This is a genomic window from Paraburkholderia sartisoli (genome assembly GCF_900107685.1).
Lineage (GTDB): Bacteria > Pseudomonadota > Gammaproteobacteria > Burkholderiales > Burkholderiaceae > Paraburkholderia > Paraburkholderia sartisoli.
In genome coordinates this window covers 238,697-264,125 of sequence record NZ_FNRQ01000007.1, presented here as the reverse complement: position 1 = coordinate 264,125, position 25,429 = coordinate 238,697, and the positions used below count along the sequence as shown (strand labels likewise).

At 65.6% G+C, this 25,429-nt stretch carries 21 protein-coding genes; 18 read left to right on the top strand and 3 right to left on the bottom strand.

The window, feature by feature from the left end; translation table 11 throughout:
• Positions 1-22 precede the first annotated feature (22 nt).
• From BLV45_RS21015 to BLV45_RS20930, 18 genes are all read left to right on the top strand, one after another.
• Complete coding sequence (locus tag BLV45_RS21015; protein ID WP_090536041.1) at positions 23-1,729, top strand: GMC family oxidoreductase; 1,707 nt, start codon at positions 23-25, stop codon at positions 1,727-1,729.
• A gap of 157 nt (positions 1,730-1,886) precedes the next feature.
• A complete protein-coding gene (locus BLV45_RS21010) occupies positions 1,887-3,383 on the top strand; it encodes a class I adenylate-forming enzyme family protein (RefSeq protein WP_090536038.1) in 1,497 nt (498 codons plus the stop codon).
• A complete protein-coding gene (locus BLV45_RS21005; RefSeq protein WP_090536035.1) occupies positions 3,383-4,183 on the top strand; it encodes a citryl-CoA lyase in 801 nt (266 codons plus the stop codon). Before BLV45_RS21010 ends, BLV45_RS21005 begins: the two co-directional genes overlap by 1 nt.
• Before the next feature lie 75 nt (positions 4,184-4,258).
• Positions 4,259-5,218 carry a VOC family protein gene (locus tag BLV45_RS21000; RefSeq protein ID WP_090536033.1) on the top strand — a complete coding sequence of 320 codons (960 nt, stop codon included), beginning with the start codon at positions 4,259-4,261 and terminating at the stop codon, positions 5,216-5,218.
• 8 nt (positions 5,219-5,226) lie between these two features.
• Positions 5,227-5,892 carry an alpha/beta hydrolase gene (locus BLV45_RS20995; RefSeq protein WP_090536343.1) on the top strand — a complete coding sequence of 222 codons (666 nt, stop codon included), beginning with the start codon at positions 5,227-5,229 and terminating at the stop codon, positions 5,890-5,892.
• A gap of 16 nt (positions 5,893-5,908) precedes the next feature.
• On the top strand, positions 5,909-6,967 hold the full coding sequence (locus tag BLV45_RS20990) for a maleylacetate reductase (protein ID WP_090536341.1): 1,059 nt from the start codon (positions 5,909-5,911) through the stop codon (positions 6,965-6,967).
• A 41-nt stretch (positions 6,968-7,008) separates the two neighbouring features.
• Positions 7,009-7,749, top strand: a complete 741-nt coding sequence (locus BLV45_RS20985; RefSeq protein ID WP_090536339.1) for an NIPSNAP family protein — start codon at positions 7,009-7,011, stop codon at positions 7,747-7,749.
• A gap of 199 nt (positions 7,750-7,948) precedes the next feature.
• Complete coding sequence (locus BLV45_RS20980) at positions 7,949-8,815, top strand: intradiol ring-cleavage dioxygenase (RefSeq protein ID WP_090536031.1); 867 nt, start codon at positions 7,949-7,951, stop codon at positions 8,813-8,815.
• A 4-nt stretch (positions 8,816-8,819) separates the two neighbouring features.
• Positions 8,820-9,164, top strand: coding sequence for a YciI family protein (locus tag BLV45_RS20975; protein ID WP_090536029.1), 345 nt, complete (start codon positions 8,820-8,822; stop codon positions 9,162-9,164).
• On the top strand, positions 9,086-10,039 hold the full coding sequence (locus tag BLV45_RS20970; protein WP_090536027.1) for an NAD(P)-dependent oxidoreductase: 954 nt from the start codon (positions 9,086-9,088) through the stop codon (positions 10,037-10,039). Before BLV45_RS20975 ends, BLV45_RS20970 begins: the two co-directional genes overlap by 79 nt.
• Positions 10,040-10,098: 59 nt before the next feature.
• On the top strand, positions 10,099-10,488 hold the full coding sequence (locus tag BLV45_RS20965) for a nuclear transport factor 2 family protein (RefSeq protein WP_090536025.1): 390 nt from the start codon (positions 10,099-10,101) through the stop codon (positions 10,486-10,488).
• Positions 10,489-10,585: 97 nt separating this feature from the next.
• Positions 10,586-12,220, top strand: a complete 1,635-nt coding sequence (locus tag BLV45_RS20960; protein ID WP_090536023.1) for an NADP-dependent glyceraldehyde-3-phosphate dehydrogenase — start codon at positions 10,586-10,588, stop codon at positions 12,218-12,220.
• Between the two features lie 233 nt (positions 12,221-12,453).
• Positions 12,454-13,434 carry an ABC transporter substrate-binding protein gene (locus tag BLV45_RS20955; protein ID WP_090536021.1) on the top strand — a complete coding sequence of 327 codons (981 nt, stop codon included), beginning with the start codon at positions 12,454-12,456 and terminating at the stop codon, positions 13,432-13,434.
• A gap of 108 nt (positions 13,435-13,542) precedes the next feature.
• Complete coding sequence (locus tag BLV45_RS20950; RefSeq protein ID WP_090536019.1) at positions 13,543-14,517, top strand: ABC transporter permease subunit; 975 nt, start codon at positions 13,543-13,545, stop codon at positions 14,515-14,517.
• Complete coding sequence (locus BLV45_RS20945) at positions 14,514-15,305, top strand: ATP-binding cassette domain-containing protein (RefSeq protein ID WP_176954221.1); 792 nt, start codon at positions 14,514-14,516, stop codon at positions 15,303-15,305. Before BLV45_RS20950 ends, BLV45_RS20945 begins: the two co-directional genes overlap by 4 nt.
• 195 nt (positions 15,306-15,500) lie before the next feature.
• Positions 15,501-17,873 carry a penicillin-binding protein 1A gene (locus BLV45_RS20940; RefSeq protein WP_090536335.1) on the top strand — a complete coding sequence of 791 codons (2,373 nt, stop codon included), beginning with the start codon at positions 15,501-15,503 and terminating at the stop codon, positions 17,871-17,873.
• 89 nt (positions 17,874-17,962) lie between these two features.
• Entirely contained in the window at positions 17,963-19,174 is a 1,212-nt protein-coding gene (gene dinB / locus BLV45_RS20935; protein ID WP_090536017.1) for a DNA polymerase IV, read from the top strand.
• 30 nt (positions 19,175-19,204) lie between these two features.
• Positions 19,205-19,690 carry a PH domain-containing protein gene (locus BLV45_RS20930; protein ID WP_090536015.1) on the top strand — a complete coding sequence of 162 codons (486 nt, stop codon included), beginning with the start codon at positions 19,205-19,207 and terminating at the stop codon, positions 19,688-19,690.
• Positions 19,691-19,749: 59 nt separating this feature from the next.
• Here BLV45_RS20930 and ydiK read toward each other — a convergent pair whose 3' ends face one another.
• From ydiK to BLV45_RS20915, 3 genes are all read right to left on the bottom strand, one after another.
• Entirely contained in the window at positions 19,750-20,856 is a 1,107-nt protein-coding gene (gene ydiK, locus BLV45_RS20925) for an AI-2E family transporter YdiK (RefSeq protein WP_090536013.1), read from the bottom strand.
• 94 nt (positions 20,857-20,950) lie between these two features.
• Positions 20,951-23,458: a fused MFS/spermidine synthase gene (locus tag BLV45_RS20920; RefSeq protein ID WP_090536333.1), complete on the bottom strand. Its 2,508-nt coding sequence runs from the start codon at positions 23,456-23,458 to the stop codon at positions 20,951-20,953.
• Between the two features lie 308 nt (positions 23,459-23,766).
• Complete coding sequence (locus BLV45_RS20915; protein WP_407671047.1) at positions 23,767-25,401, bottom strand: arylsulfatase; 1,635 nt, start codon at positions 25,399-25,401, stop codon at positions 23,767-23,769.
• Positions 25,402-25,429: the final 28 nt, after the last annotated feature.

Here is a 25,429-nt window from a genome sequence, read left to right as displayed (position 1 = left end):
GCGGTCAATAAAGGGAGGCAGCGTGGAAACAGCGGAAACGGATTTTCTCGTGGTGGGCGGCGGCAGCGCGGGTGCGGCGCTCGCCGCGCGGCTTTCGGCGCATCGCGCGCATCGCGTCGTGCTGGTCGAGGCCGGCGACGACACGCCGCCCGGCGCGACGCCCGCCGACATCGACGACACGTTTCCGAGTTCCACGCTCAATCCGCACTACTTCTGGCCGGGACTGGAAGCGACGGCGGTGGCGGGCACAGCGCCGCGTCCGTATCCACAGGCCCGTGTGATGGGCGGGGGCTCGAGCATCATGGGGATGTTCGCGCTGCGCGGGCTGCCCTCCGATTACGCGCGCTGGACGGCGCGCGGCGCGCGCGGCTTCGGCTGGGACGACGTCGCCGCGTGCTTCGGCAAGGTCGAGGACGACCATGACCGCCCGGCGCGTGATGCACCGCGCGGCGCGTGCCCGATCAGCCGGACGCCGCGTGGGCAATGGCCGGAATTCGTGCGACGCATGGAGCACGCGGCGGCCGGGCTCGGCTTCCCGTTCGCCGACGACATCAACGCGACGGCCGGTGACGGCTTCTTCGCGATGCCCGCAAGCTGCGACGCACACGCGCGCTCGTCGAGCGCGCGGTGCTATCTGACCCGCGAAGTGCGCGCGCGGGAGAACCTCACGATCCTGTCGGGTACCTGTGTGACGTCGCTGCGTTTCGACGGACGCCGCGTGACGGGCGTCAACGCGATCCGCGCCGGCGAAACGCTCGCGCTCGCTGCGCGCGAGGTGATCCTGAGTGCGGGCGCGATCCATTCGCCGGCGCTCCTGATGCGCTCCGGCATCGGACCGGTCGACGACCTCATGCGGCTCGGCATACAGCCGGTTGCGGACCGGCGCGGCGTCGGACGCAACCTGCAGAACCATGCATACCAGTTCTTCGCGCTGACGCTGCCGCCCGCGACGCGCCTCGCGGCGCACGTGCGCCGCTTCGCCGTTGCCGGGTTGCGCGCGTCGTCGGGGCTGCCCGACTGTCCGGCTGGCGACCTGATGCTCTTCATGCTGGGGCGCGTGAGTCCGCGTGCGTTCGGTGTCGACGTGGCGATGGTCGGCTCGGCGCTCTATACGCCGTTCTCCACCGGCGCGGTGACGCTTGCGAGCGCGAGTCCACACGTCAATCCGCGCATCGACTTCCAGATGCTCGATGACCCGCGCGACGCGCCGCGCGTGCTGAAGGCGGCGCGGCTCGCCGAACGCCTGCTGCGCGATCCGGCGGTCGCGGCGAGTTACAGCGAGGCGTTCCTGTTGCCTGCGGGTCTCGCACTCAACCAGTTCAATCGCAGTGGCATGACCGGCGCGCTGATCGCCGCGGGTGCAAAGGCCGCGCTCAATTCGCCGGGCGCTGTGCGACGGCGCGCGTTTGGCCTCGCGTTTCCGGGCGCGCGGCCGCTCGCCGGGCCGCATGGGGACGTGGCGCTGTCCGATGCGGAATTGATGTCGTCGATCGCGCCGATGGGCCATCCGGTCGGCACGTGCGCGATGGGAAGCGAGCGCGATCCGCTGGCGGTTGTTGACGACAACTACCGGGTCCATGGCGTGGAGGGGTTGCGTGTCGTGGATGCATCGGTGATGCCGGCCATCCCGAGCGCGAACACCTATCTGCCGACGTTGATGCTCGCCGAACACGCGGCGGCGCGCATTGCCGGCGTGCCGATGAATGCCGCCTTCGCCGAAGCGCAATGAAGCGCCTCCACCGGATGCGCTAACGGAACGCCCGCCACGCCAGGGTATATCCGAATATTCGAACATTCAGATAAACAAGTATTCTTGTCTCCAGGGGCTGAACATCCGCCGCTATTCGCGGCCAGGTCGGCCCACCTCATTCCGGGAGAAAGTCCGTATGTACCCAGTTGATTTCCTTTGGCGCGCGGCCCATCGGCATCCGAACCGGATCGCCGTGGTGAGCCCGTCCGGCAACCTGACGTTCAGCGTGCTCGCGGAGCAGGTGCTGGCCCGCGCGGCGGCGCTCACGCGTCTCGATCCGTTGCCGCGCAGCCGCGTCTGCGTCGGCGCCGCGAACAGCGTCGAGCACCTGCTGGCGATTCTTGCGATCCTCGCCGCGGGCAAGGTCTGGGTGCCGCTCAATCCGCGCAACGGCGACCCGGAACTGCGGCGCATCGTCGAGTTTGTCGGGCCGACGCTCGTGCTCGCCGATGCGGCGATGCTCGAACGGCTCGCGGGCGTGCCGGCGCCGCTGCGGCCGCTGGACGACCTGACGCGCAACGCTGGCGACACCGGCGCGGTCGCGTTCGGCCCGTATGCGCGGGGCGGCGTGAGCCTCGAAGATGCGCAGGCGATCAAGTTCACCGGCGGCACGACGGGATTCCCGAAGGGCGTCATCCAGCCGCTGCGCGCATGGAACGCGAACATCGCGACGCAGATTCACGAGCTGGGCCTCACGCCCGACGACCGCTATCTGGTCGCCGCGCCGCTCACGCACGGGACGTCCACCTACATGCTGCCGTTGCTGGGCGCCGGTGGCGCGCTGATTTTCCCCGAGGACACGAAGCCCGCGGGTCTGCTCGATGCCGCCGCCGCGCACGACGCGACGATCTTCTTCGCACCGCCCACGCTGATCCTCGCGCTGGTGGAAGAGCAGCGTCGCACGCCGCGCCGGCTCGCCGCGCTGCGTTATCTCGTGTACGGCGGCGCGCCGATGCGGCCCGAGCAGATTCGCGCGGCGCAATCGGTGTTCGGGCCGGTGCTGTGTACGTCGTTCGGCCAGACCGAGGCGCCGCAGATCATCACGTTCCTGCCGCCGGCCGCGATGACCGGAGCGCATCTCGCTTCGGTGGGACGGCCGTCGCTGATGACGCGTGTCGCCATCGTGGGCAAGGACGGCCTGCCGCTACCGGTCGGCGAGGAGGGCGAGATCGCCGTGCGCGGCGACCTCGTGATGAGCGGCTACCTGAGCGCCGAGGAGGAAACGCGCAAGACGCTCGTCAACGGCTGGCTGCGGACCGGCGACGCGGGCGTGTTCGACGAACGCGGCTATCTGTTCCTGCGCGACCGGATCCGCGACGTGATCATCACGGGCGGCTTCAATGTCTATCCGGGCGACGTGGAGGTGGTGCTGTCCGCCCATCCGGCGGTCGCGGACTGTTCGGTGGTCGGCGTGCCCGACGAGAAGTGGGGCGAGGCGGTGCATGCGGCGGTGCAGCTGCGCCCGGGCATGAGCGTGGACGCCGACGAACTGATCGGCCTCGTCAAGCGCGAGCTGGGTTCGGTGAAGGCGCCCAAGCACGTTCACCTGTTCGAATCGCTGCCGCGCAGCGCGGTGGGCAAGGTGCTCAAGCCGGCGATTCGCGAAACGATCCTCAACGAGCGGAGCCACTGATGAACGCGCCGCACGAAAAACACGCTCCGCGCACCGCGTTGTGCCGCTACACCACGCGCGCCGTGTACTACGGCGACGACGATCTGGTGGGCGACCTGCTCGGCCGCGCGAGCTTTGTCGACGTGTTCATGAAACAGACCTTCTGCAGGATGCCGACGGACGCGGAGCGCCGCATCGTCGATGCGGTGCTGGTGACGCTGATGGAGCACGGCATGACGCCGAGCGCCATCGCCACGCGGATGGTTTATGCCAGCTCGCCGGAGAATCTGCAGGCCGGCGTCGCGGCCGGGTTGCTGGCGGTCGCGAGCCGCTTTGTCGGCACGATGGAGCCGGCGGCGGCACTGCTCGACCGGATCGTCGCGGCGGGCGGAAACGGCGCCGCCGAAGCACAACGCATCGCCATGGATTACCGCGCGCGGCGGGAGGCGGTGCCGGGTTTTGGCCATCACCTGCACAAGCCGGACGACCCGCGCGCCATCGCGTTACTGCAACTCGCGCGCGAGGGCGGCACGTTCGGCGCGCGCTGCGTGGCGCTCGAACAGCTTGCCGCCGAAGTGGACGCGGCGGTGGGGCGTCACGTCACGATCAACGCGACCGGCGCGGTGGCGGCGGTGCTCGGCGACATCGGCATTCCCGCTGCGCTGATGCGCGGCTTCGCGGTGTTGAGCCGGGCGGCCGGGCTGATCGCGCACATCGCCGAGGAGCAGCGCGAGCCTTCGGGCCGGTTCATCTGGGACCTGGTCGACGGCGCGATGACATCTGAACGAACTGAAAAACAGGCTGAAAAACCGGCGGACTGATCCCGCCAGCCGCACCGCAAGCCATCCGGACCTGCGCGCGCGACACCCATCACGATCCAGCTGAAGGAGACAGGCATGACTCAGGCAAGCCAGACAATCCAGCGTCATCACCACATCACGCTGTGCGTCGGCACGGCGCAGGAAGATTACGACTTCCACACGAAGGTGCTGTCGCTCAAGAGCGTGAAGAAGACGCTGATTTACGACGGCGTCGCGCCGTTCTATCACCTGTACTACGGCAATGACCTCGGCGAGGAAAGCACGCTGATCACCTGTTTTCCTGTTGCCCATTCCGGCCGCAAGGGACAGCGCGGCACCGGGCAGATCGACAGCCTCGCGCTGTCGGTGCCGGTGTCGGCCATTCCGTTCTGGGCACAGCGCCTCGCCGCGCACGGTTTCGACGTGAGGCGCTCTGAGCGCTTCGGCGAACACGTGCTGAGCTTCGCGCATCCGTGCGGTGTCGGTTACGAGCTGATCGGCATCGCCGACGACGCACGCAAGCCGTACTCGAACGGCGAGGTGCCGGCCGAGCTGGCGATTCGCGGATTGCACACGATCGGCGTGAACGTGCGCGAGACCGAAACGTCGCAGGAATTCATGGAAAACGGCTGGGCGGCGCACGAATCGGCGCGCGACGGCAAGTACGCGCGCTACGCGTTCGGCGACGGCGGCTCGGGCAGGTTCGTCGACTACGTGGTCGAGCCGGACCTGCCGCAGGCCAGCTGGACGTACGGCGCGGGCATCGTGCATCACTGCGCGTTTCAGGTCGCGGATCGCACGGTGCAGGACAAGGTCAAGGCGAACCTGGAAGGCATGGGCTTCACCGATACCTCCGAGCGCAAGGATCGCGGCTACTTCGAATCGATCTATGTGCGCACGCCGAGCGGGGCGATGTTCGAGGCGACGGTGTCGAAGCCCGAGGGTTTCCTGATCGACGAACCTTACGAGGAACTCGGCTCGAAAGTGCAGATTGCGCCGCAGTTCGAAAGCCAGCGGGCGACGATCATGGAATCGCTGGAAACGCTGAAGTATTGAACGTGCCGATGTCGAACCTCAATCCGCACCTTCAAACGCCGTTGAGCGTGTTCGGCACGCCGGCACGCGATGCGGCGCTGGCCGTCATTCTCGTGCATGGCCGCGGGCAGTCGCCAGGGTGGATGCACGAGCAGGTGGTGCGCCGTTTCGCGCGGCCCGGGATTGCGTGGCACGCGCCGGCCGCGGCGGACGGTTCGTGGTATCCGCAGCGCTTCATCGAGCCGCTCGACGCGAACGAGCCGCGCCTTTCACAGGCGCTGGCACGGCTCGAAGCGGTGTCCGGCGTGCTGTGTGAAGAGGGCATCCCCTACGAAGCACAGGTGCTGATGGGTTTCTCGCAGGGCGCGTGCCTGTGCAGCGAGTTTGTCTGGCGCATGGGGCGGCGCTATCGCGCGCTGGTCGCGTTCACCGGCGGCCTGATCGGCCCGCCTGGCATGCATCGCGACGTCGTGTGCGGCGCGCTGCGGCACATGCCGGTGCTGTTGTCGACGTGGGACGATGACCCCTATGTGCCCGCCGGCAGCGTGCGCGAAAGCGCGGCGTTTTTCGACAGGGCCGGCGCGGCCGTGACCCTGAAGATCGAGGGCGCAACAGGGCACGGCATCCGCGACGCCGAGATCGGCTATGCGCGTGAGATGCTCGCGGCGGCCGCGTCATCCTGCTCATCAAATTAATTGAGGAATGCGCGTCATGCAGTCATTCGTCCACGAAACCCATGCGACCCGGGTTGTCTTCGGCGCCGGCAGCCGTCAGTTCCTGCCGCGCGAACTCGACCAGCGCGGCATACGGCGCGCGCTCGTGCTGACCACGCCGGAGCAGACGGCGCTCGGCGAGGAGATCGCCGGGATTCTCGGCGACCGATGTGCCGGCGTGCTGGGCAGCGCGGTCATGCACGTGCCGGTCGAAGTCGCGCGCAGTGCGATAGACGCCGCCCGGCGCCTCGGCGCCGATGGCTGCGTCGCGGCCGGCGGCGGCTCGACGATCGGCCTTGCCAAGGCGATCGCGCTCGAATCGGATCTGCCGATCGTCGCGTTGCCGACGACCTATGCGGGCTCCGAAATGACACCGCTATACGGCCTCACCGAGGACGGCATCAAGAAGACCGGGCGCGACTGGCGCGTGCTGCCCCGCAACGTCATCTACGACCCCGAACTGACGCTTGCGCTGCCCGTGGCCCTGAGCATGACGAGCGGCATCAACGCGATCGCGCACGCGGCCGAAGCGCTGTATGCACAGGACGGCAATCCGGTCTACAGCCTGATGGCCGAAGAGGGCATTCGCGCGCTCGCGCATGCGTTGCCGCGGCTGCGAACGGCGCCGGCTGACCTCGATGCGCGCAGCGACGCGCAATACGGCACCTGGCTGTGCGGCACGGTGCTCGGCAACGTGCAGATGGGGCTGCACCACAAGCTGTGCCACACGCTTGGGGGCAGTTTCAATCTGCCTCACGCGGAAGTGCATACGGTGATCCTGCCGCATGCGCTCGCCTACAACGCGGATGCGGCGCGCGAGGCGCTGACCCGCATCGCGCGCGCGCTCGGGCGTCCGCAGGCAGTCGCCGGGCTCCACGCGCTCGGTGAGTCGCTCGGCGTGCCGCGTTCGCTGCGGGAACTCGGCATGGCGGCGGACGCACTCGATCGTGCCGCTGATCTCGTGGTGCAAACGCCGTATCCGAATCCCCGCCCGCTCGAACGGGCGGCGATCCGCGCACTGCTGCAGCGCGCTTACGAAGGCGCCGGGCCCGGCTGATGCCGCATGCTCCGCGCGAATCCGTCACAGGGGATGCCGCAATGTTGATCGAACACCGCTCCTACACGCTTCGACCGGGTGCTGCCGACCTGTTCTGGGATGCGCAGCGCGAACGCGGCGACGACGGTTTGCAGCCGATACTCGAGCGCCTGATCGGCTCGTTCGCGACGTGTACTGGCTCGCTGGACCAGATCGTCAGCCTGTATCGCTACGACAGTTTCGATGACTGGCAAACGCGTCTGCTGGGTCTTTACGGGCGTGCGGAATTACAGGCGTATTTCGAGCGCGTTCGCCCGCTGATCGTGCGTCAGGAAAGCCGGTTTCTCGTGCCCGCGCCCCTGCCCGAATTGACGCCTCACTGGGGAAACGGCCATGACTGGCTTGCCTCGCAGGGGCCGTTGTTCAGCGCGCCGCGACGCGCGGGTGTTGTCGAGGAGACCACGCTGGACTTTGCCGCCGGTGGGGTGCCAGCCTGCTGGAATGCGTTCCGGCAGCACGCGCTCGCCGAAGACCCGGCTGCGATGGAAGGGCTCTTTGGCGGCTTCAGCAGCGTCGTCGGCGCACTCAATCAGGTTCTGCTATACCGGTTCTTTCCTGACGTGGAAGCGTGGTCGTCGCATCGCGTGGCATTGCAGGCGTCCGCGAAATGGAACAGCTTCATGCACGGGATCGCGCCGCTGACAGCGTGCAGCAACCGGCAGTTGCTCGCTCCTTCGCGCATCGGGGATATGTCGCCGATGTTCGGGGATCGTGATGCAGACCAGTCTCGCGAACGTCGATAACGTGATGATTGCCGGCGAGGGGAGAAAGCGGCACAGCCGTTTGCCCGTGACCGACCTGCCTGCTCAGGCCGACGAATTGAACGGGCGATGAGCCTGCGGGCAGGCGGGCCGCCATGACACCTTGCCGAACGGAAAGTGGGCGAGCCGCCCGATGCAGATCAGGAAACACTTTTGAATTCCAGCGAAAAACGGAGACGCTATGAGAAACATGACCGAAACTGAACTGACCGAAGTGGTGCTCGAACGGTATTCGAACACGCCTGACGAGCGCCTGCGCACGGTCCTGCAGTCGCTGATCCGCCATCTGCACGCGTTCGTGCGCGACGTGCGCCTGACCGAAAGCGAATGGAACACGGGAATCGAATTCCTGACCCGGACAGGCCAGATCAGCGACAACAAGCGGCAGGAGATGATCCTGCTGTCCGACAACCTCGGCGTTTCCGCGCTCGTCAACATGGTCAGCGCCGGCGTGAAAGAGGGCGCGACGGAATCGACGGTGCTCGGTCCGTTTTATGTGCCCGGGTCGCCTGAGCGCAAATGGGGTGAATCGGTGCTGCTGCGCGATGGCGACGACACGCCGCTGGTGATTCACGGCCGCGTGGTCGACGGCAACGGCGAGCCGGTGCCCGACGCGACGATCGAAATCTGGCAGACCGACGCGAACGGCATGTACGACATCCAGGACAAGTCGCAACCGGAGGACAACCTGCGCGGCTGGTATCGCGCGAAGCCGGACGGCGCATTTCTGATGAAAACCATCCGGCCCACCTCCTATCCGATTCCGACGGATGGCCCGGTCGGAGAATTGCTGCGCGCAACGGCACGGTCTCCGTTTCGTCCCGCCCATCTGCACGCGATCGTGTCCGCGCCGGGATTCAGGAAGCTCACCACGCACCTGTTCGACGCGGAAGACCCCTACCTCGATTCGGACGTCGTATTCGCGGTGAAATCGTCGCTGATCCGTGAGTTCAGGCGCAATGACTCGCCGGAGGCAGCGGAGAAATTCGGTGTTCGCGGACCCTTCTGGGAGCTCGCGAACGACTTCGTGCTCACCCGGAACGGATAAAACCATGTTCTTTGCCGTGATTGCGAGAGACCATCCCGACAGCACCGCGCTACGGGCACGGACGAAGGCGCGCCACGTCGTCCATCTCGATGCCGCCGCCGACGGTTTGCGGGTGCTTCAGACCGGACCGCTGCTCGATGAAAAGGGCGCCGAGGCGGGATCGTTGCTGATACTCGAGGCCACTTCGATAGAGGCCGTCCAGGCCTTCATGAAGGCTGATCCGTATGCCCAGGCCGGGCTCTTTGCACAGGTGGAGATCCGGCAGTGGGCATGGCGTCGCGGCAATCCGTATCTGGCAGAGGGCGCGAATGCAAATGCAGCGGCAACGACACACGAGGTAAAGCGATGAACATTGTATGGCTGGGCTTCGGCAAGATGGGTGAACCGATGGCCGCGCGTGTCGCGGCGGCCGGACACATCCTTCACGTATTCGACATCAGCGAGGCGAGTCGCGCCGCCGCGCGCGCCCTGAATCTGGACGTGGTCGACTCTCTCAAGGACGCGGTGGCCGGCGCGGACGCGATCGTGAGTTCGCTCCCCAACGACGGTGCCGCGTTGCACATCCTGGCCGGCGAGGAAGGCGCGCTGCGGCACGCGAAACGCGGCGCGCTCCTGATCGAGACCAGCACGATTTCGGTTGGCGCGTCCGCTTCCATCGCGAACAGCGCTGTCGCGCGGGAGATCGGCTATCTTCGTGCGCCGGTCTCCGGCTCCGTCGCGGCGGCGGCGAACGGTGCGTTGACAACGTTCGTATCGGGTCCCGAAGCGGTGGTCGAGCGCGCCCGGCCGGTCGTGTCGGCCTGGGCATCGACGATTCGCGTGGTGGGCGACGCGGAGCAGGCGCGCGTGATGAAGCTCGCGGTCAACCTGATGGTGACGACGCTCGTCGCGAGTCTGGGCGAAGCGTACGCACTCTGCACGAAGGGCGGCATCGAACCGAAGGTCGCGCTCGATGCCATCAGCGAGAGCGCGATTGGCTCGCCGCACCTGAAAGTGAAAGCAGCCGCGCTCGAACGCCTCGACTTCACGCCGGCCTTTACCGTCGCGCAGATGCGCAAGGACCTGAAGCTGATTGCCGACAGCGCGCGCGAGCTTGCCGTACCGGTCCTGCTGGGGGCGACAGTCGAACAGATCATGGCTGCCTCGGAAGCCTCCGGCTTTGGTGACGAAGACTACCTTGCCTGCGCGAAGGTGATCGCCGGTCTCTCGGGTTTGAAGGTATAGCACCGCGGACCACGGGCGACGGCGAAGCCGCCCTGATCGCCTATCCAGGAGCATGAAAAATGAATGAAGAAAATCAGGCCATCGAAGAGATCAAGCAACTCGAAGACGCACGCTACGCATCGATGCTCGGCAAGGATATTCCCGTGCTCGACCGCCTGCTGGACGACAAGCTGATCTATATGCACTCGACGGGCGTCGCCGACACGAAATCCAGCTACATCGAGGGCCTGCGCACGGGTGTCTGGGACTATCACGAGGTCGGTCGCACGGAACGACGATACCAGGCCGACGGCGACATCGTGCTCGTGTTCGGCAAGCTGGCGATTCGCATGACCACCCGTGGCGTGCATAAGGCGTTCGAAAGCCGCGCGCTCGCCGTGTGGGTCCGCAAGCCCGATGGCTGGCGCCTGCTTGCCGTGCAGTCCGGTGCGATTCCCGCCCCGGGCTGACGCAGCGGCGAGGTTACCTGTCTGCCCGTCGAGGCTGCAAGCAATCGATTTTTGACGCGATAATGGCCGTTCACGCGAACGAACGGAGCGCAAGGCCATGTCCACGATCGATTTCGAAACGCTGAAGCAACGCTTTCCCGCGTCCGGTGACATTCCGGAGGAGTTTCGCCTCGCTGCACCGATCCATCAGCGTGTTTCGCTCGTCGACGGTGAGTTCGTCAAATGGGACGGCACATGCAAGACCGTGCTGTCGCCCATTTGCGTGAAGCAGCCGGACGGCTCCGTGCAACAGGTCGAGATCGGCAGCTATCCGGTGATGGGCGACACGGAAAGCGAGGCCGCGCTGGATGCGGCAGTCAACGCGTACGATTCCGGCCGCGGCGAATGGCCGACGATGGCCGTCGCGCAGCGCATCGCGTGCATGCAGGATTTCATCAAGCGCATGGTCGCGCAGCGTCAGCTGATTGTTAACCTCATCATGTGGGAAATCGGCAAGAGCCTTGCCGATTCGCGAAAGGAATTCGACCGCACCGTCGAATACATGGCGGCGACCATCGAGGCGCTCAAGGAGCAGGACAACAGCAATTCGCGCTTTGTCATCGCGGAAGGCACCATCGGCCAGATCCGCCGCACGCCGCTTGGCGTCGTGCTGTGCATGGGCCCTTACAACTATCCTTTGAACGAGACGTTCGCGACGCTGATCCCGGCGCTTCTGATGGGCAACACGGTGGTGTTCAAGCCGCCCCAATATGGGACGTTGCTGTTTTATCCGCTGCTTGAAGCGTTCCGCGATGCGTTCCCTAAAGGCGTGATCAACACGATCTATGCGCCAGGCGCCGTGGTCGTGCCGCATATGCTTGCCACCGGCAAGATCAACGTGCTCGCGCTGATCGGTTCGAGCAAGGTCGCCGACCATCTGAAGAAGCAGCATCCGAAGTCGCACCGCCTGCGCGCGATTCTGGGTCTCGACGCAAAGAACGCGGCGATCATCCTGCCCGATGCGGATCTCGACCTGACGGTGAAGGAATGCCTGCTAGGCGCATTGTCGTTTAACGGTCAGCGTTGCACGGCGCTCAAGATGCTGATCGTCCACGAATCGATTGTCGACGCGTTCCTTGCGCGTTTCACCGAAGCGCTAGGCAAGCTGAAGGTCGGCATGCCATGGGAACCGGGTGTAAACATCACGCCGCTGCCCGGCCTGCACAGAACCGCGTATATGACGGACGCCATCGACGATGCGAAGGCGAAGGGCGCGCACATCGTCAACGAGGGCGGCGGCACGTTCTGCCAGACGCTGTTTTATCCGGCCGTCGTTTATCCGGTCACGGAAGGCATGAAGCTCTATCGCGAGGAGCAGTTCGGCCCGCTCATCCCGGTGACGACGTTCAGCGATATCGAAACCGCGCTGGAATACGTGATCACGTCCGATCACGGCCAGCAGGTCAGCATCTTCGGTTCGGACCCGGCGCAGATCGGCGAGCTGGTCGATCCGCTCGTCAACCAGGTGTGTCGCGTGAACCTGAACTGTCAGTGCCAGCGTGGGCCCGATGTGTTTCCGTTTGCCGGCCGCAAGGATTCGGCGGAAGGCACGCTCTCGGTGACCGATGCGTTGCGCGCGTTTTCGATCCGGTCGATGGTCGCCGCGAAGCAGACCGATGACAGCAAGGTGTTGCTCGACGCCATCGTGAACGACCATCAGTCGAAGTTCCTGAATACTGGTTTCATTTTCTAGGCGCGCCCAGCGCATCCCACGATTTGAACGCTGCAATCGCGACAACGAAAGTTATCGCGGTGCAGCGTCGCGTCTGCCGGAAAGTGAAAGCATTCATGCGGAATCGATGCAGGAAAACACCATGGCCGCGTGAAGCGTGCGTGGGTATACTGGCCCACTGCCCGGCGTCAAAGCCTTGGGAAGATGAGGATGGCCAGGCACCGTCAGTCGGACTCAACAGGAGGAAGACAGGTATGAAGCGCATCGTATCCCGCTATCTGGTTGCCCTTACAACGGTCGTTGGCTGTTCATTTGCCGGTCTCGCGCACGCGGACGCCGCGCATCCGGTCGTCGCGCTGCTGCCCGGCGTCACCGATCCTTTCTATTTCACGATGCACCGTGGCGCTGAGCGCGCCGCAAAGGAAGAGCACGTCGAGTTGCTGTTCCAGGTGCCGAAGGCATGGAACACCACGGAGCAGGTGCCCATTCTCAAGGCGTTTATCGCTAAACACCCTGACGTCCTGCTGGTTTCGCCCGTCGACAAGCAGCAGATGATCGGACCGCTCAAGGAAGCCGCCGACGCGGGCATCAAGGTGATCACCGTCGATACCTACATCGGCGACGGTCATTACCAGACCGGCAAGGGCGACGCGGATTTCCCGCTTTCCTATATCGCTTCCGATAACCTCGAAGGCGGACGCGTCGCGGCACGCGCGCTCGCGAAAGCGATCGGCGACAAGGGCACCGTGTACTGCGAGAACAACAAGCCTGGCATCTCGAGCACCGACGCGCGTGCCGAAGGCTTCGCGGAAGAAATGAAGAAGCATCCGAACATCACCGTGCTGCAGACGCAGTACAACGAGGACGACGCGAACCGGGCCGCCTCGCACGTGGCCGCCGTGCTCGCGCGCAATCCCGATCTTGCCGGCGTGTTCGGCGCCAATACGTTCTCGGGCAGCGGCGCGGCGCAGGGCGTCAAGGCGGCGGGCAAGCAGGGCGTGGTGAAGGTCGTCGTGTTCGACGCCGTGCCGGGCATCGACGAACAGATCCGCAGCGGCCTCGTGGACATCGCGATCGCGCAGCGTCCGGATGAAATCGGCTACTACGGCGTGAAGTTCGCCGCCGACGCGATTCGCGGCAAGAAGATTCCGCCGTTCAAGAGCACGGGGTTCATCGTGCTCGACAAGAACAACATCGACAAGCCGGAGATGAAGCAGTACATCTATTCGAACTAGCCGGACTGGCGAAGCGCCAGCGAAGCAGGCCCTACGCCCCGTGCGTGTGATCACGCGCGCACGGGCGCCGCTCCCGCCATCCAGGACCACCGGACTACCGGACCACTCATGGACAACTCACGTCTCGACCGGCTCGCGCTGATCAGCAAGATCTGGCCCTGGCTCTTCCTGTGCGCGCTGCTCGTGTTCTTCGAAGTCTGGGCGCGGATATCGGATCACCGTTCGTTCATTTTCAACGCGTACAACCTGCAATCGATCGGGCTTGCCGCCAGCGCTCCGCTGCTGCTCGCCATCGGGCAGACGTTCGTGATCATCACGGCGGGCATCGACCTGTCGGTCGGCTTCGTCATGGGGCTCGCGGCCGTGTGCATCGCGCAGTTCACGATTCCCGGCGGCAACGCGCCGTGGATCGTGCTGCTCTCGATTCCCGCGACGATCGTCGTGTGTCTCGTGCCGGGGTTCGTCAACGGCGTGCTGATCGCGCGGCTTGGCGTGCCGGCGTTCATCGGCACGCTCGGTATGTATGGCGTCGCGCGCGGCGTGGGGTTTCTCGCGGCGGGCAGCGGCATGACGGTCGCGGTGAACAACACGGGTCTCGCGTGGCTCGGGCACGGCTGGACGCCGGTCGTGCTCACCCTGGTCCTGCTGCTCGTCATGCATTTCATTCTGTCGAAAACACGCTTCGGGCAGTACACGTACGCGATCGGCGGCAATCCGCAGTCGGCGATTCGCGCGGGGATCAACGTGCGGCGGCATCTGGTCGTGATCTATCTGATCGCCGCGGCGTTTGCCGCGGTGGGCGGCATCGTCTATACGTCGCGCTTTGCCGCAGGTGCCGCGAACGCCGGTGAGCCGATGCTGCTCGATTCGATCGCGGCGGTGGTGATCGGCGGCGCGAGTCTCTTTGGCGGCACGGGCAATGTGATCGGCACGCTGATCGGTGCGCTGATCATCGCGGTGATCGAATTCGGGCTGGTGTTCATCGACGTCAACGCGTTCTGGCAGTTCATCGTGGTGGGCATCGTGATCATCATGTCGGTGCTGATCGACCAGTACAAGGAACGGCTCGGAGGTGCGCAATGAGCGCAATGAGCACAATGAGCACGCCGATTCTCGAGGCGCGCGACATCTCGATCCGCTTTGGCGGCGTCGAGGCGCTCAGGCGCGTTTCGTTGCATGTCATGCCGGGTGAAGTGCTGGCGCTCGCTGGCGACAACGGCGCGGGCAAGTCGACGCTCATCAAGATCATCTCGGGCGTCTATCATGCGGACGCCGGCCAGTTGCTGTTCAACGGCACGCCGATGCAGTTGCGCGATCCACAGGACGCACGCGCGCAGGGCATCGAGACGATCTATCAGGATCTCGCGCTGGCCGACAATCTCGACGTCGGCAGCAACATCTTTCTCGGACGCGAACCCGTGCGGCGGCAATTCGGCATCCAGGTGATCGACCGGGAACGCATGGCGCAGGTCGCGCGCGAAGTGCTGGAGCGCCTCGATATCGTGATCCCCGCGCGCAAGCTGCGCGGTCCGGTGAAGATGCTCTCCGGCGGCCAGCGCCAGGCCATCGCGATCGGGCGCGCGATCTACTGGAACGCGCACGTGCTGATCATGGACGAGCCCACGGCCGCGCTCGGCGTTCCCGAGCAGCGCAAGGTCATGGAGCTGATCGCCGCGCTGAAGGCGGAGGGCGTGGCCGTCGTCCTGATCTCGCACAACCTGCACGACATCTTCGCGATCGCCGATCGCATCGTCGTGCTGCGGCGGGGCGAGGTGGCGGGCGAGCGGCGCGTCGCGGACACGAATGGCGACGAGATCGTGCGCCTGATGGTCGGCGATACCTACGCCGACGCGCGTGGCCCGGCTCACTGACAGACGAACCGTGGCGCCTTCGCACCATGCCATTTCTGGCCCTGAGCCTTGACGTCGCACGGCATTTGGTACGATTCAGCCTTTTCAAGCTGATGGCAGGCCCGCGTGGACCGTAGAAACACGTCGTTTGTTCGTGACTATTGCCTGGCTCAATTCGCCCGGATCAAGCCTGTCGTGACGGACCGGCTGCAACGCATGCGTCATCCGACGCTGCGCGGCGTCGCGCTCACGTTCGCCGCCTTCCCGGCGCTCATGCTGCTGTATGTGCTGGTGCTGATTCCGTTTACGCCCGGCATCGGCGATATCCGCAAGGCGAAGGTCGAGCAGCCGGCGCGCGTGTTTTCCGCGGACGGCAAGTTGCTCGCCGAGTTCAAGCCGAGCAACCGCGAATGGGTCAAGCTTGCCGATATCTCGCCGCACGTGGTGGATGCGCTGATCGCGACCGAAGACCACCGCTTCTACGAGCACCACGGCCTCGACTGGCGGCGCACGGCTTCGGCCGCGCTGCATACGTTCTCGGGCGACCGCCAGGGCGGCTCGACCATCACGCAGCAGCTCGCGCGCAACCTGTATCCCGACGAAATCGGCCGCGCGCCCACGCTCACGCGCAAGCTCAAGGAAGCGATCACCGCGTTCAAGATCGAAGCGGTCTACACGAAGCCCGAGATTCTCGAGACGTACCTCAACACGGTGCCGTTTCTCTACAACGCGTACGGCATCGAGATGGCGGCGCGCACCTACTTCGACAAATCCGCCCACGATCTCGACGTGCTGCAAAGCGCGACGCTCACCGGCATGCTGAAGGGCAACAGCTACTACAACCCGGTCATCAATCCCGAACGCGCGCTGCAGCGGCGCAATATCGTGCTCGCGCAAATGGTGAAATACGGGCGTCTCTCGCAGGCGTCGTATGCGTCGCTCGTCAAGCGCCCGCTGCGAGTCGATTTCGAACGCCAGATCGAGTCGCCTGGCCCCGCGCCGCATTTCGCGCAGCAACTGCGCAAATGGCTGATTTCGTGGGCCGACCGTAACGACTACAACGTGTATTCCGACGGCCTCGTCGTGCGCACGACCATCGATTCGCGGCTTCAGACGATGGCGACCCAGGCCGTCGTGCTGCAGGGCAATGCGCTGCAGGGCATCGCGAATTCGGCGTGGGGCACGCGTGCGGGATGCGCGAACGGGCGCGACCTGATGCAGACGTTCGTGCGTGAAACGCCCGACTATCGTGCGGCGAGAGATTCGGGGCTGGACGACGCGGACGCGCTCAAGCATCTCGCCGCCGACCGGCACTTCATGCAGGCGCTGTGCGACAGCAAGACCCGTGTGCAGGCCGACTTTCTCGCGATCGACCCGCGCAACGGCCAGATCCGGGCGTGGGTCGGCAGCCGCGATTTCAGTCAGGATCCGTTCGATCACGTGCAGCAGGCGCGTCGTCAGCCCGGTTCGACGTTCAAGCCGTTCGTGTATGGCGCGGCGTTCGAGAACGGCGCGACACCCGACGACACGTTCATCGACCAGCCCGTGGAAATCTCGCTGGCGGGCGGCGAAGTCTGGAAGCCTTCCGACGACGTGGCGCCCACTGGCCGCCCGATGACCCTGCGCGATGCGCTCACGTATTCGCGCAACCGGATCACCGCGCAGCTGATGCAGGAAGTCGGGCCTTCGAAGGTCGCGCGTCTCGCGCGCGCGATGGGCGTGCGCGACAGCAGGCTCGACGCCGTGCCGTCGCTTGCCCTCGGCACGAGCCCCGTCACGCTGAAGGAAATGGTCTCGGCTTATGCGACGATCGCCAATCGCGGCGCCTACATCGAGCCGGTGATGGTGACGCGCATCGAGGACCGCAACGGCGACGTGCTGGCCGATTTCGCGCCGGTGGCCGGCAGCCAGGCGCTGTCGGCCGATGCGGACCAGACGCTGCTCGACGTGATGCGCGACGTCGTCAATCGCGGCACCGGTTCGACGATCCGCTCGCGCTTCGGCATTCGCGCGGATGTCGCGGGCAAGACGGGTACGACGCAGGACAACGCCGACGGCTGGTTCATCCTGATGCATCCGCAACTGGTTGCGGGCGCGTGGGTCGGATTCAACGACAGCCGCGTGACGCTGCGCAGCGACTACTGGGGGCAGGGCGCGCACAGCGCGTTGCCGATCGTCGGCGATTTCTACCAGCGCGCGCTCCGCTCGCGCGTGATCGATCCGCAGGCGCGTTTCCCGAAGGAGGAGCCGGGCGCGGTTTCCGTGTGGTTTGCGAAGGCGCGCGAATGGGCCGGGCAGCTTTTTTCCGCGAAGCCGAAACCTGAAGTGGTGAGCGGCACGCGTCACAAGCCGCGCCCGCGTCCGGCGATTGCAGCGCCGCCGCCGGCGCCGCCGTCGACGCCCGCATCCGCGCCGGCGGCGGCAACAAGCGCGCAGCCGCCGCTTCTGCCGCCGATCATTTCCAGTGAGCCGCAGGGAAGCGGCGGATTCGACAGCGGCGAGCCCGCCTCGGCGCCGACGCCGACGCCCGATGCGCCGTCCCCGGGCATCGGCGGAACCTCCGGCGCGGCGCCGGGCGATCAGCCCTGAGCAACCTCCGGCCGGGCGGTGGACGCCCGGCCGGATCGCCCGCGCGACGAGGCGCCGGCGCTCGCCGCTTCAGGTACGATATCCGGACGATGAATCCCGTTTCTGTTCCCGCTTCCGTTCCCGCTTCTTCTGGCACGCGCCGCATCGCGCATCTGGACATGGACGCGTTTTACGCGTCCGTGGAGCTGTTGCGCTATCCCGAGCTGCGCGGTCAGGCGGTCGTGATCGGCGGTGGGCGCAATGCTGTGCCCGAAACGCTCGAGGACGGCACCCGGCGCTTTCGAAAGCTGCGCGACTACGTGGGGCGTGGCGTCGTGACGACCTCGACGTACGAGGCGCGCGCGCTTGGCGTGTTCTCCGCGATGGGGATGATGAAAGCGGCGCAGCTTGCGCCCGACGCGATCCTGCTGCCCACCGATTTCGATTCCTACCGCCATTATTCGCGCCTCTTCAAGACGGCCGTGGCAACGTTTACGTCGCAGATCGAGGACCGCGGCATCGACGAAATCTACATCGATCTCACCGACGTTCCGGGCGAGCCGGCCGACATCGGTACGCGCATCAAGGCGGCGGTTCGGGCGGCGACCGGCCTCACGTGTTCGATCTGCATTGCGCCGAACAAGCTGCTCGCGAAAATCGGCTCCGAACTCGACAAGCCGGACGGCCTCACGCTGCTGACCATGGACGACGTGCCAAAGCGGATCTGGCCGTTGCCCGCGCGCAAGGTGAACGGCATCGGCCCGAAAGCGAGCGAAAAACTCGCGGCCATCGGCATCGCGACGGTCGGCGATCTGGCGGCGGCCGCGCCGGAATTGCTGCAGTCGCACTTCGGCCGGAGTTATTCCGCGTGGCTTGCCGACGTCGCGCAGGGCATCGACGCGCGGCAGGTGGTGGTGAGTTCCGAGCCGCGCTCGATGAGCCGCGAAACGACCTTCGAGCGCGACCTGCACCCTCGCCGGGACAGGGCCACGCTCTCCGAGACGTTCACCGGGCTGTGCGTGCGGGTCGCGGACGACCTGCGGCGCAAAGGCTATACTGGTAAGACCGTGGGCATCAAGTTGCGCTACGACGACTTCAGGACGGTCACGCGCGATCTGACCATTCCGTACCCGACGGCGGATGCAACCGAAATTCGCCGCGCTGCAACAGAATGCCTGAAGCGCGTGCCGCTCGATCGAAGACTGCGTCTGCTCGGCGTGCGCGTTTCGGCGCTGTCGCCCGCAGGCAGCGAGCCTGCTGTACCGGCTCCGGCTCCGGTTCAGGGCGAGTTGCCGTTTTCGGCGGAAAACCACGGCAGTTGATCAAAAGCGATCATCAACAGGACACATGCGATGACGAGGCAGGTGATTTACAGCGGCACGCCTTCACAGGTCATCAATATCCCGGCCTTTCTGAAGGGCGGCGTTGTCATGGCGCTGGTGGGCGCGATCGATCTCGTGACGAGGGGCGATTTCCAGTTCCAGTGGTCGCTCGTGCTGGTGCAGGCCGCGGCGGTCATGATCGGCGTCGCGCTGCCGTTTCTCAAGACGGCGTCCACCGAAATCGTGATCGATACCGGGCGGATTACCTGGACGCAGGGCATTTTCAGCCGGCGCACCTCGAGTCTCGAACTCACACGCATCCGTAACGTGACGGTGGTGTATCCGCGGTGGCAGCGCGCGTTCGGCACGGGTTCGATCGTGCTCGACACGGGTGACGGACGGCGCCCGATGCGTCGTCTGCCAGGCATCCGTCACGCCGAAGAACTATGCAGGAAACTCGAAGCGGCGATCGCCGCTTCGCCCGAGCTCAAGGACGAACACCTGCGTTACGCGTAAGGGTCGTCGCCGGATCGAAGCACCGGGCGTGACGGTGACAGGCATCCATCTGTCACCCGCTAGATTTCTCCCTTCACCTGAGCTGGATCGCCGGCGGGCTGAACGCCTGGCGTCACCGGCTTTTCGTTGATCCACGCGTTCAGCAGCGTCGACGTGACGGCGAGAATCACCGGCCCCATGAAAAGGCCGACGATGCCGAACGCGAACATCCCGCCCAGCACGCCCGACAGGATCAGCAGCATCGAGAGGTTCACGCCGCGCTTGATCAGCATCGGGCGCAGTACGTTGTCGAGCATCGCGATCATGATCGACCAGACGAGCAGCAGGATCGCGACCACATGCGACGAGTGGAAAAAGAGCCACGCGACCGACCCGAGCAACGGCAGAAGCGGCCCGATCTGCGCGAGACACAGCATCAGCATCAGGGCTGTCAGGATGCCCGCGCCGGGCACGCCGGCCACCCACAGGCCGATGCCGCCCAGCGCGGATTGCGTGACCGCCGTGACCACGATGCCGAGCGCCACGGCGCGAACCGCGAGGCCCGCGAGCTTGATCGCGCCTTCGCCGCGTTGCCCGGCGATCCGGCCGGCGAAGCGCGTCATGAATGCCGCCGCCTGCTCGCCGTTCATGTAGAGAATGCCGGAGATGATGACCGTGATGAACATGTGAATCACGAACACGCCGACCACGGCCGCATGACTGAGCATCCAGCGCGCGCCGATGCTCAGGTACGGCTCGAGCTTGGCGAGCAGCCCGCCTGGACCCGCATCGGAAAGCACTTGCCATTCCGTGCCGATGCGCGCGCCAATCAGCGGAATGTCCTTGATCCAGTCGGGTGGCGGCGCGAGAGCGTAGCTGGGCAGGCTCTTGATGGCCGCCATGATCTCGCTGCCGTGCAACGCAAGCGTCGAGATGGCCTGGTACAACGGCAATATGATCACGACGAGCAGGCAGAGCAGCATCACGAGCGTGGCGATCCACCGCCGGTTGCCGCAGCGTCGCTGGATGGCGAGCATCAACGGCCACGTGGCGACCACGATGGTCGTTGCCCAGATGAGGCCAGGAATGAACGGACTCAGTACGTAGATACTTCCGACCGTCAGTGCCACCAGGATGACGATCACAAGCAGTGTGCGGGCAATGTCGGTTGAATCGCGCTGGTTCAAGTTACCCTCCTGAACGGGTTGGTGCTGTGCAGCGTACTTTATCGTAGTAGCACTGCTGTATGTGTGCCGGAGTGTGCCGGAATCTTGAAGATTGTCAGCCGGGGCCGCCGACGAACCAGCGATAGTAAGGATTATCCGGGTCCGCGTGCATGACGTTGCCGATATCGCGCTGCCATGCGTCGCGGTCGCCGCGCAACGCATCGAGGCCCGCGTCGTAGAACGTCTGCAACGTGTTGCGTTCGAGCTGCATGGCGGTGCGCAGGGCGTCGCTGGCGTTGCGCAACGGCGGCTCGGTGCGCAGCGCGAGCAGGTGCGTGAGCGTCTGCGGAAAATCGTCGCGACGCACCCACGTGGCGTATTCGATGCGCGGATGGTTGTCGGTCACGGGCTTCGCATCGGCTGCGTAATACTCGAGGCCTGCGCGATCCGTGATCCATGTACCGAGCAGCGCGGCCGGCGAGTCGATCCCGACTTCGCGCAGCGCCGCCGCGACCGAAGGCTGGCTGAAGCGGGCCTGGATGCGCGTCGCGTCGAGCTCCATCGGCTGCATCGAGCCGACCAGCATCATCTCGTGCAGCTCGGTCGTCCAGAGCGACGCATACGGAAACACCTGCACGAAACTCTTGATGAGCGCGCGCGTGTCCTCTTCGTTCTGCGTCGGCAGCGGCAGCCATTGCGCGACGATGCCGCCCGCCTGAAGACGCGACGCCGCCAGCGTGTAGAAATTCGTCGAGTACAGGTTCACCACGCCGGCCGCCGAAGGCGGCGGCGGTTCCAGCGTGATCAGGTCGTAGCGCTGCGTGCTGCGCAGCAGCTCGCGGCGCCCGTCGCGCAGACGGATGTCGATGCGCGGATCGGTGCTCATGCCGTAGTTGCCCTTGAATTGCGGCACCGCGCGTTTGACCGCGGGCAGCAGTTCGGCGACCACGCGTTGATCGAGACCGGGATAGGCGAGCAGGGCGCCGCCGGTGATGCCGGTGCCGAGGCCGATCACCATCGCCGAGCGCGGCGTGTCGCGATGGATGATGAGCGGCAGCAGCGCCTGCAGGCGCATGTAGCGCAGCGACGTCATCGCGTCGCCGGAATTCGACACGCCCTGAATGTAGAGACGCCGGAACGGATGCTCGCCGCCCGACTGTTCGACGACGGCAACCGTGCCGCCCGCGCTTTCTTCGTAGAACGAGAGCGTGCCGCCGCGCGCCGCCGTCAGCAACGAGGCGAGCCGGTCCGCTGGCGTCAGCACGCCCGCCATGATCGCGACCAGCGCGAGTGCCGCCACGCTCCAGCGCGTGACATGCGGCGCGCCCGATGTGCCGCGCGAGCCATCAAGTGCTACGCGTGAGTCACCGGGCGCCACGCGCGAGCCGCCCCAAGCAGCGACGACGCCCACGACCGCGGCCGCAACCGCGAGCGCCGCGAGCGCGCGCACGAGACCGAGCACCGGCACGAGCACGAAGCCCGCGATCACCGTGCCGGCGATACCGCCCGCCGTGTTCAGCGCGACGACTGCGCCGACGTCGCGTCCCACGCGCCGCGCGTCCACGCCAAGGCGCAGCGCGAACGGAAACGCGGCGCCGAGCAGCAGTGTCGGGATGAACACGATGCACAGGCCCGCGAGTGCAAAACGCGCGCACATCGCAGCGAGCAGGCTGCCGGTCGATTCGAACACCATGGCCGCCACCGCCGACTGCCCTTGCAGCAGCCATCCGCCGAGGCCCGCGATTTCGAGCAGCGCGACCACGCCCGCCGACGCGATCAGGATCGCGAATACGCCCCACGGATCGCGCGCGCGCTCGACGTAACGTGAACCGGCGGCGCTGCCGAGCACGAGGCCGCACAGGTAGGTGGCGAGCACGATGGAAAACGCGAAACTGCGTGTGCTGATGAACTGCACGATGGCTTGCGACCAGACCACTTCGTAGCCGAGCGCGATGCCGCCCGCCGCCGCATACAGCACGAGCGCGAGGCGCGAACCGTGTGGCTGCGCGTTGTCATCGCGCGCATCCTTGTCTTCGACCGAAGGCGACGCAACGGATGCAACGGGCGCAACGGACGCAATGGGCAACGCCGCGCGCCTGCCGCGCGCGAGCCCGATCGCGACGACGCCAGCGACGCCGTTCAACGCGGCGGCGGCCCATCCGCTGCCCTGCACGCCGAGCGAGGGAATGAGCACGAATGGCGCGGCCAGCGTGCCCACGATCGCGCCCAGCGTATTGGCCGAATACAGCCGCCCGCCCGCGCGTCCGACGCCGCCTTCGCGCGGCGCGAGTGAGCGCATCAACACGGGGAGCGTGCCGCCCATCAGCACGGCGGGCACGCCGACGAGCGCGAACGGAATCACCCACGCCACCGGCCCGGCGTGATTCTGCAGAACGGCGAATGGCGCGGCTGCGTGCGCCAGCGCGAACGTGCTGGTCACGGCGATGAGAAGCGTGCCGCCCTCGAGCAGCGCATACAGGCGAAGCGGGCGCGTGCTGCGGTCAGCGAGCCGCCCGAACAGCCAGCCGCCGAGCGCGAGGCCCGCGAAAAACGCGCTGACGCCGGCCGTCACCGCCTGCACCTCGACGCCGACGACAAGCGAAAGCTGCTTGATCCACAGCATCTGATAGATGAGCGCCGCGGCGCCCGAAACAAAAAGCAGCAGGGCGGGCCACGCGACGGGCAGCGTCGGAGCGCAAGATTGATCCGGCCGCGTGTGCGTGTCGCTGTCGTTCGAACCGGGCGCGGCGCGGCGTAGCGCGCGCTCCTGTTCGCGCCGCTCGCGACGTGGGGTTCTGGCGTGGCTCGCCAGCGTGGAGGTTGTCGGTTTGTCGATCGGCAAGCGGAACTCAACCTCGGGAAGGTGATGCTGCAAATAACGGCGCCCACCGCCAGAGGGCCGGTGGGCGCATCGGGCACCGCTACTTTACTTTACTCGAGGCCACGCTTTTTGAAGGACTCGTCGATCTTTTTGTCGACCTGGCGGCGCACGCCGTCGACGCTGAAGCTCGCGGGGCGCTGGCTCGGCGGGTAGGCGACGAAGGTTTCCAGGAACGTCGCCGCTTTCATCGTCGCGATGCCGTCAAGATAGGCATTCTTCGTGACCCAGTCGTTGTACTGATCCGAGGTGATGTCCGCGCGCTCATAAGGATCCATGCGCAGGTTAAAGAGCTTCGGCAGACGCAGACAGACTAGCGGGTCCTGCCAGATATTCAGGTTGCCCTTCGCGCGCTGCTCACAGAACACCGCCTTCCAGGCGTTACCGTCCTGATCCCATCGCATGGCGACCAGTTGTCCGTCGTCGTCGAAATAGTAGAACTCGGTGCGTGGATCCTTGTTCGTCTGTCCGGTCAGGAACGGCAACTGATTGTATCCGTCGAGGTGAACCTTGAAGTTCGTGCCACCCGCCTTGGGGGCCCATCCCTTCAGTAGCCGGTCCTTGACGCCGCTGTCGCCCGCTGCGGCGAGCAGCGTCGGGAACCAGTCGAGACCCGAGAACATCTGGTTGGACGTTTCGCCCGGTTTGATATGCCCAGGCCATCTCACCATTGCCGGTACACGGAATGCACCTTCCCAGTTCGAGTCTTTCTCGCTGCGGAATGGTGTGGTCGCCGCATCAGGCCAGGAGAACGCATTCGGCCCGTTGTCGGTGGTGTAGACGACGATGGTATTTTTGGAGATGTTCAGATCGTCCAGCAGCTTGAGCAGTTTGCCGACATCCTGATCGTGCTCCCACATCCCGTCGGCGTACTCGTTGCCCGGCATACCGCTCTTGCCTCTGAATTCAGGACGAACGTGCGTGAAGACGTGCATGCGCGTGTAGTTCATCCAGACGAAGAACGGGGTGCCGGTCTTGACCTGCTTGCGGATGAATTCTTCCGCGTGGGCGCCGGTATCGTCGTCGATCGTTTCCATCCGCTTGGTCGTTAGCGGCCCCGTGTCCTGAACCTTGCCGTCTGCCGTGGCGTGAATCACGCCGCGCGGCGAGAAGTTCTTCACGTAGGGGTCGTTCTTGTCCTTCGGCCAGTACGGGCGCTCCGGTTCTTCCTCGGCGTTCAGGTGGTACAGGTTGCCGTAGAACTCATCGAAACCGTGATTGGTCGGCAGGTACTCGTTCTTGTCGCCAAGGTGGTTCTTGCCGAACTGGCCGGTTGCATAGCCAAGCGGCTTGAGTGCCTGGGCGATGGTAATGTCGCCCTTCTGCAGACCGACCGGTGCGCCGGGCGCGCCGACTTTGGATAGTCCGGTGCGCAGCGGAGTCTGGCCAGTGATGAAGGACGAACGGCCCGCGGTACAACTGTTCTCGGCGTAATAATCCGTGAAGATCATGCCTTCATTCGCGATGCGATCGATATTCGGTGTCCTGTATCCCACCACGCCACGCGTATAGGCGCTGATATTGGCCTGCCCGACATCGTCGCCGAAGATCACGAGAATATTCGGCTTTGCTGTCTTTTGAGCCGCCGGCGCGGGTTTGGGTGCGGGTTTGGCCGCTCCCTGGGTCTGCGTCTGGGCTTCGGAAACAGGGGGCTCGACAACCGCGAAGGCGACCGCAAGCGCGAACATCGACGCCCCGATCGCGTATCGCCCTTTT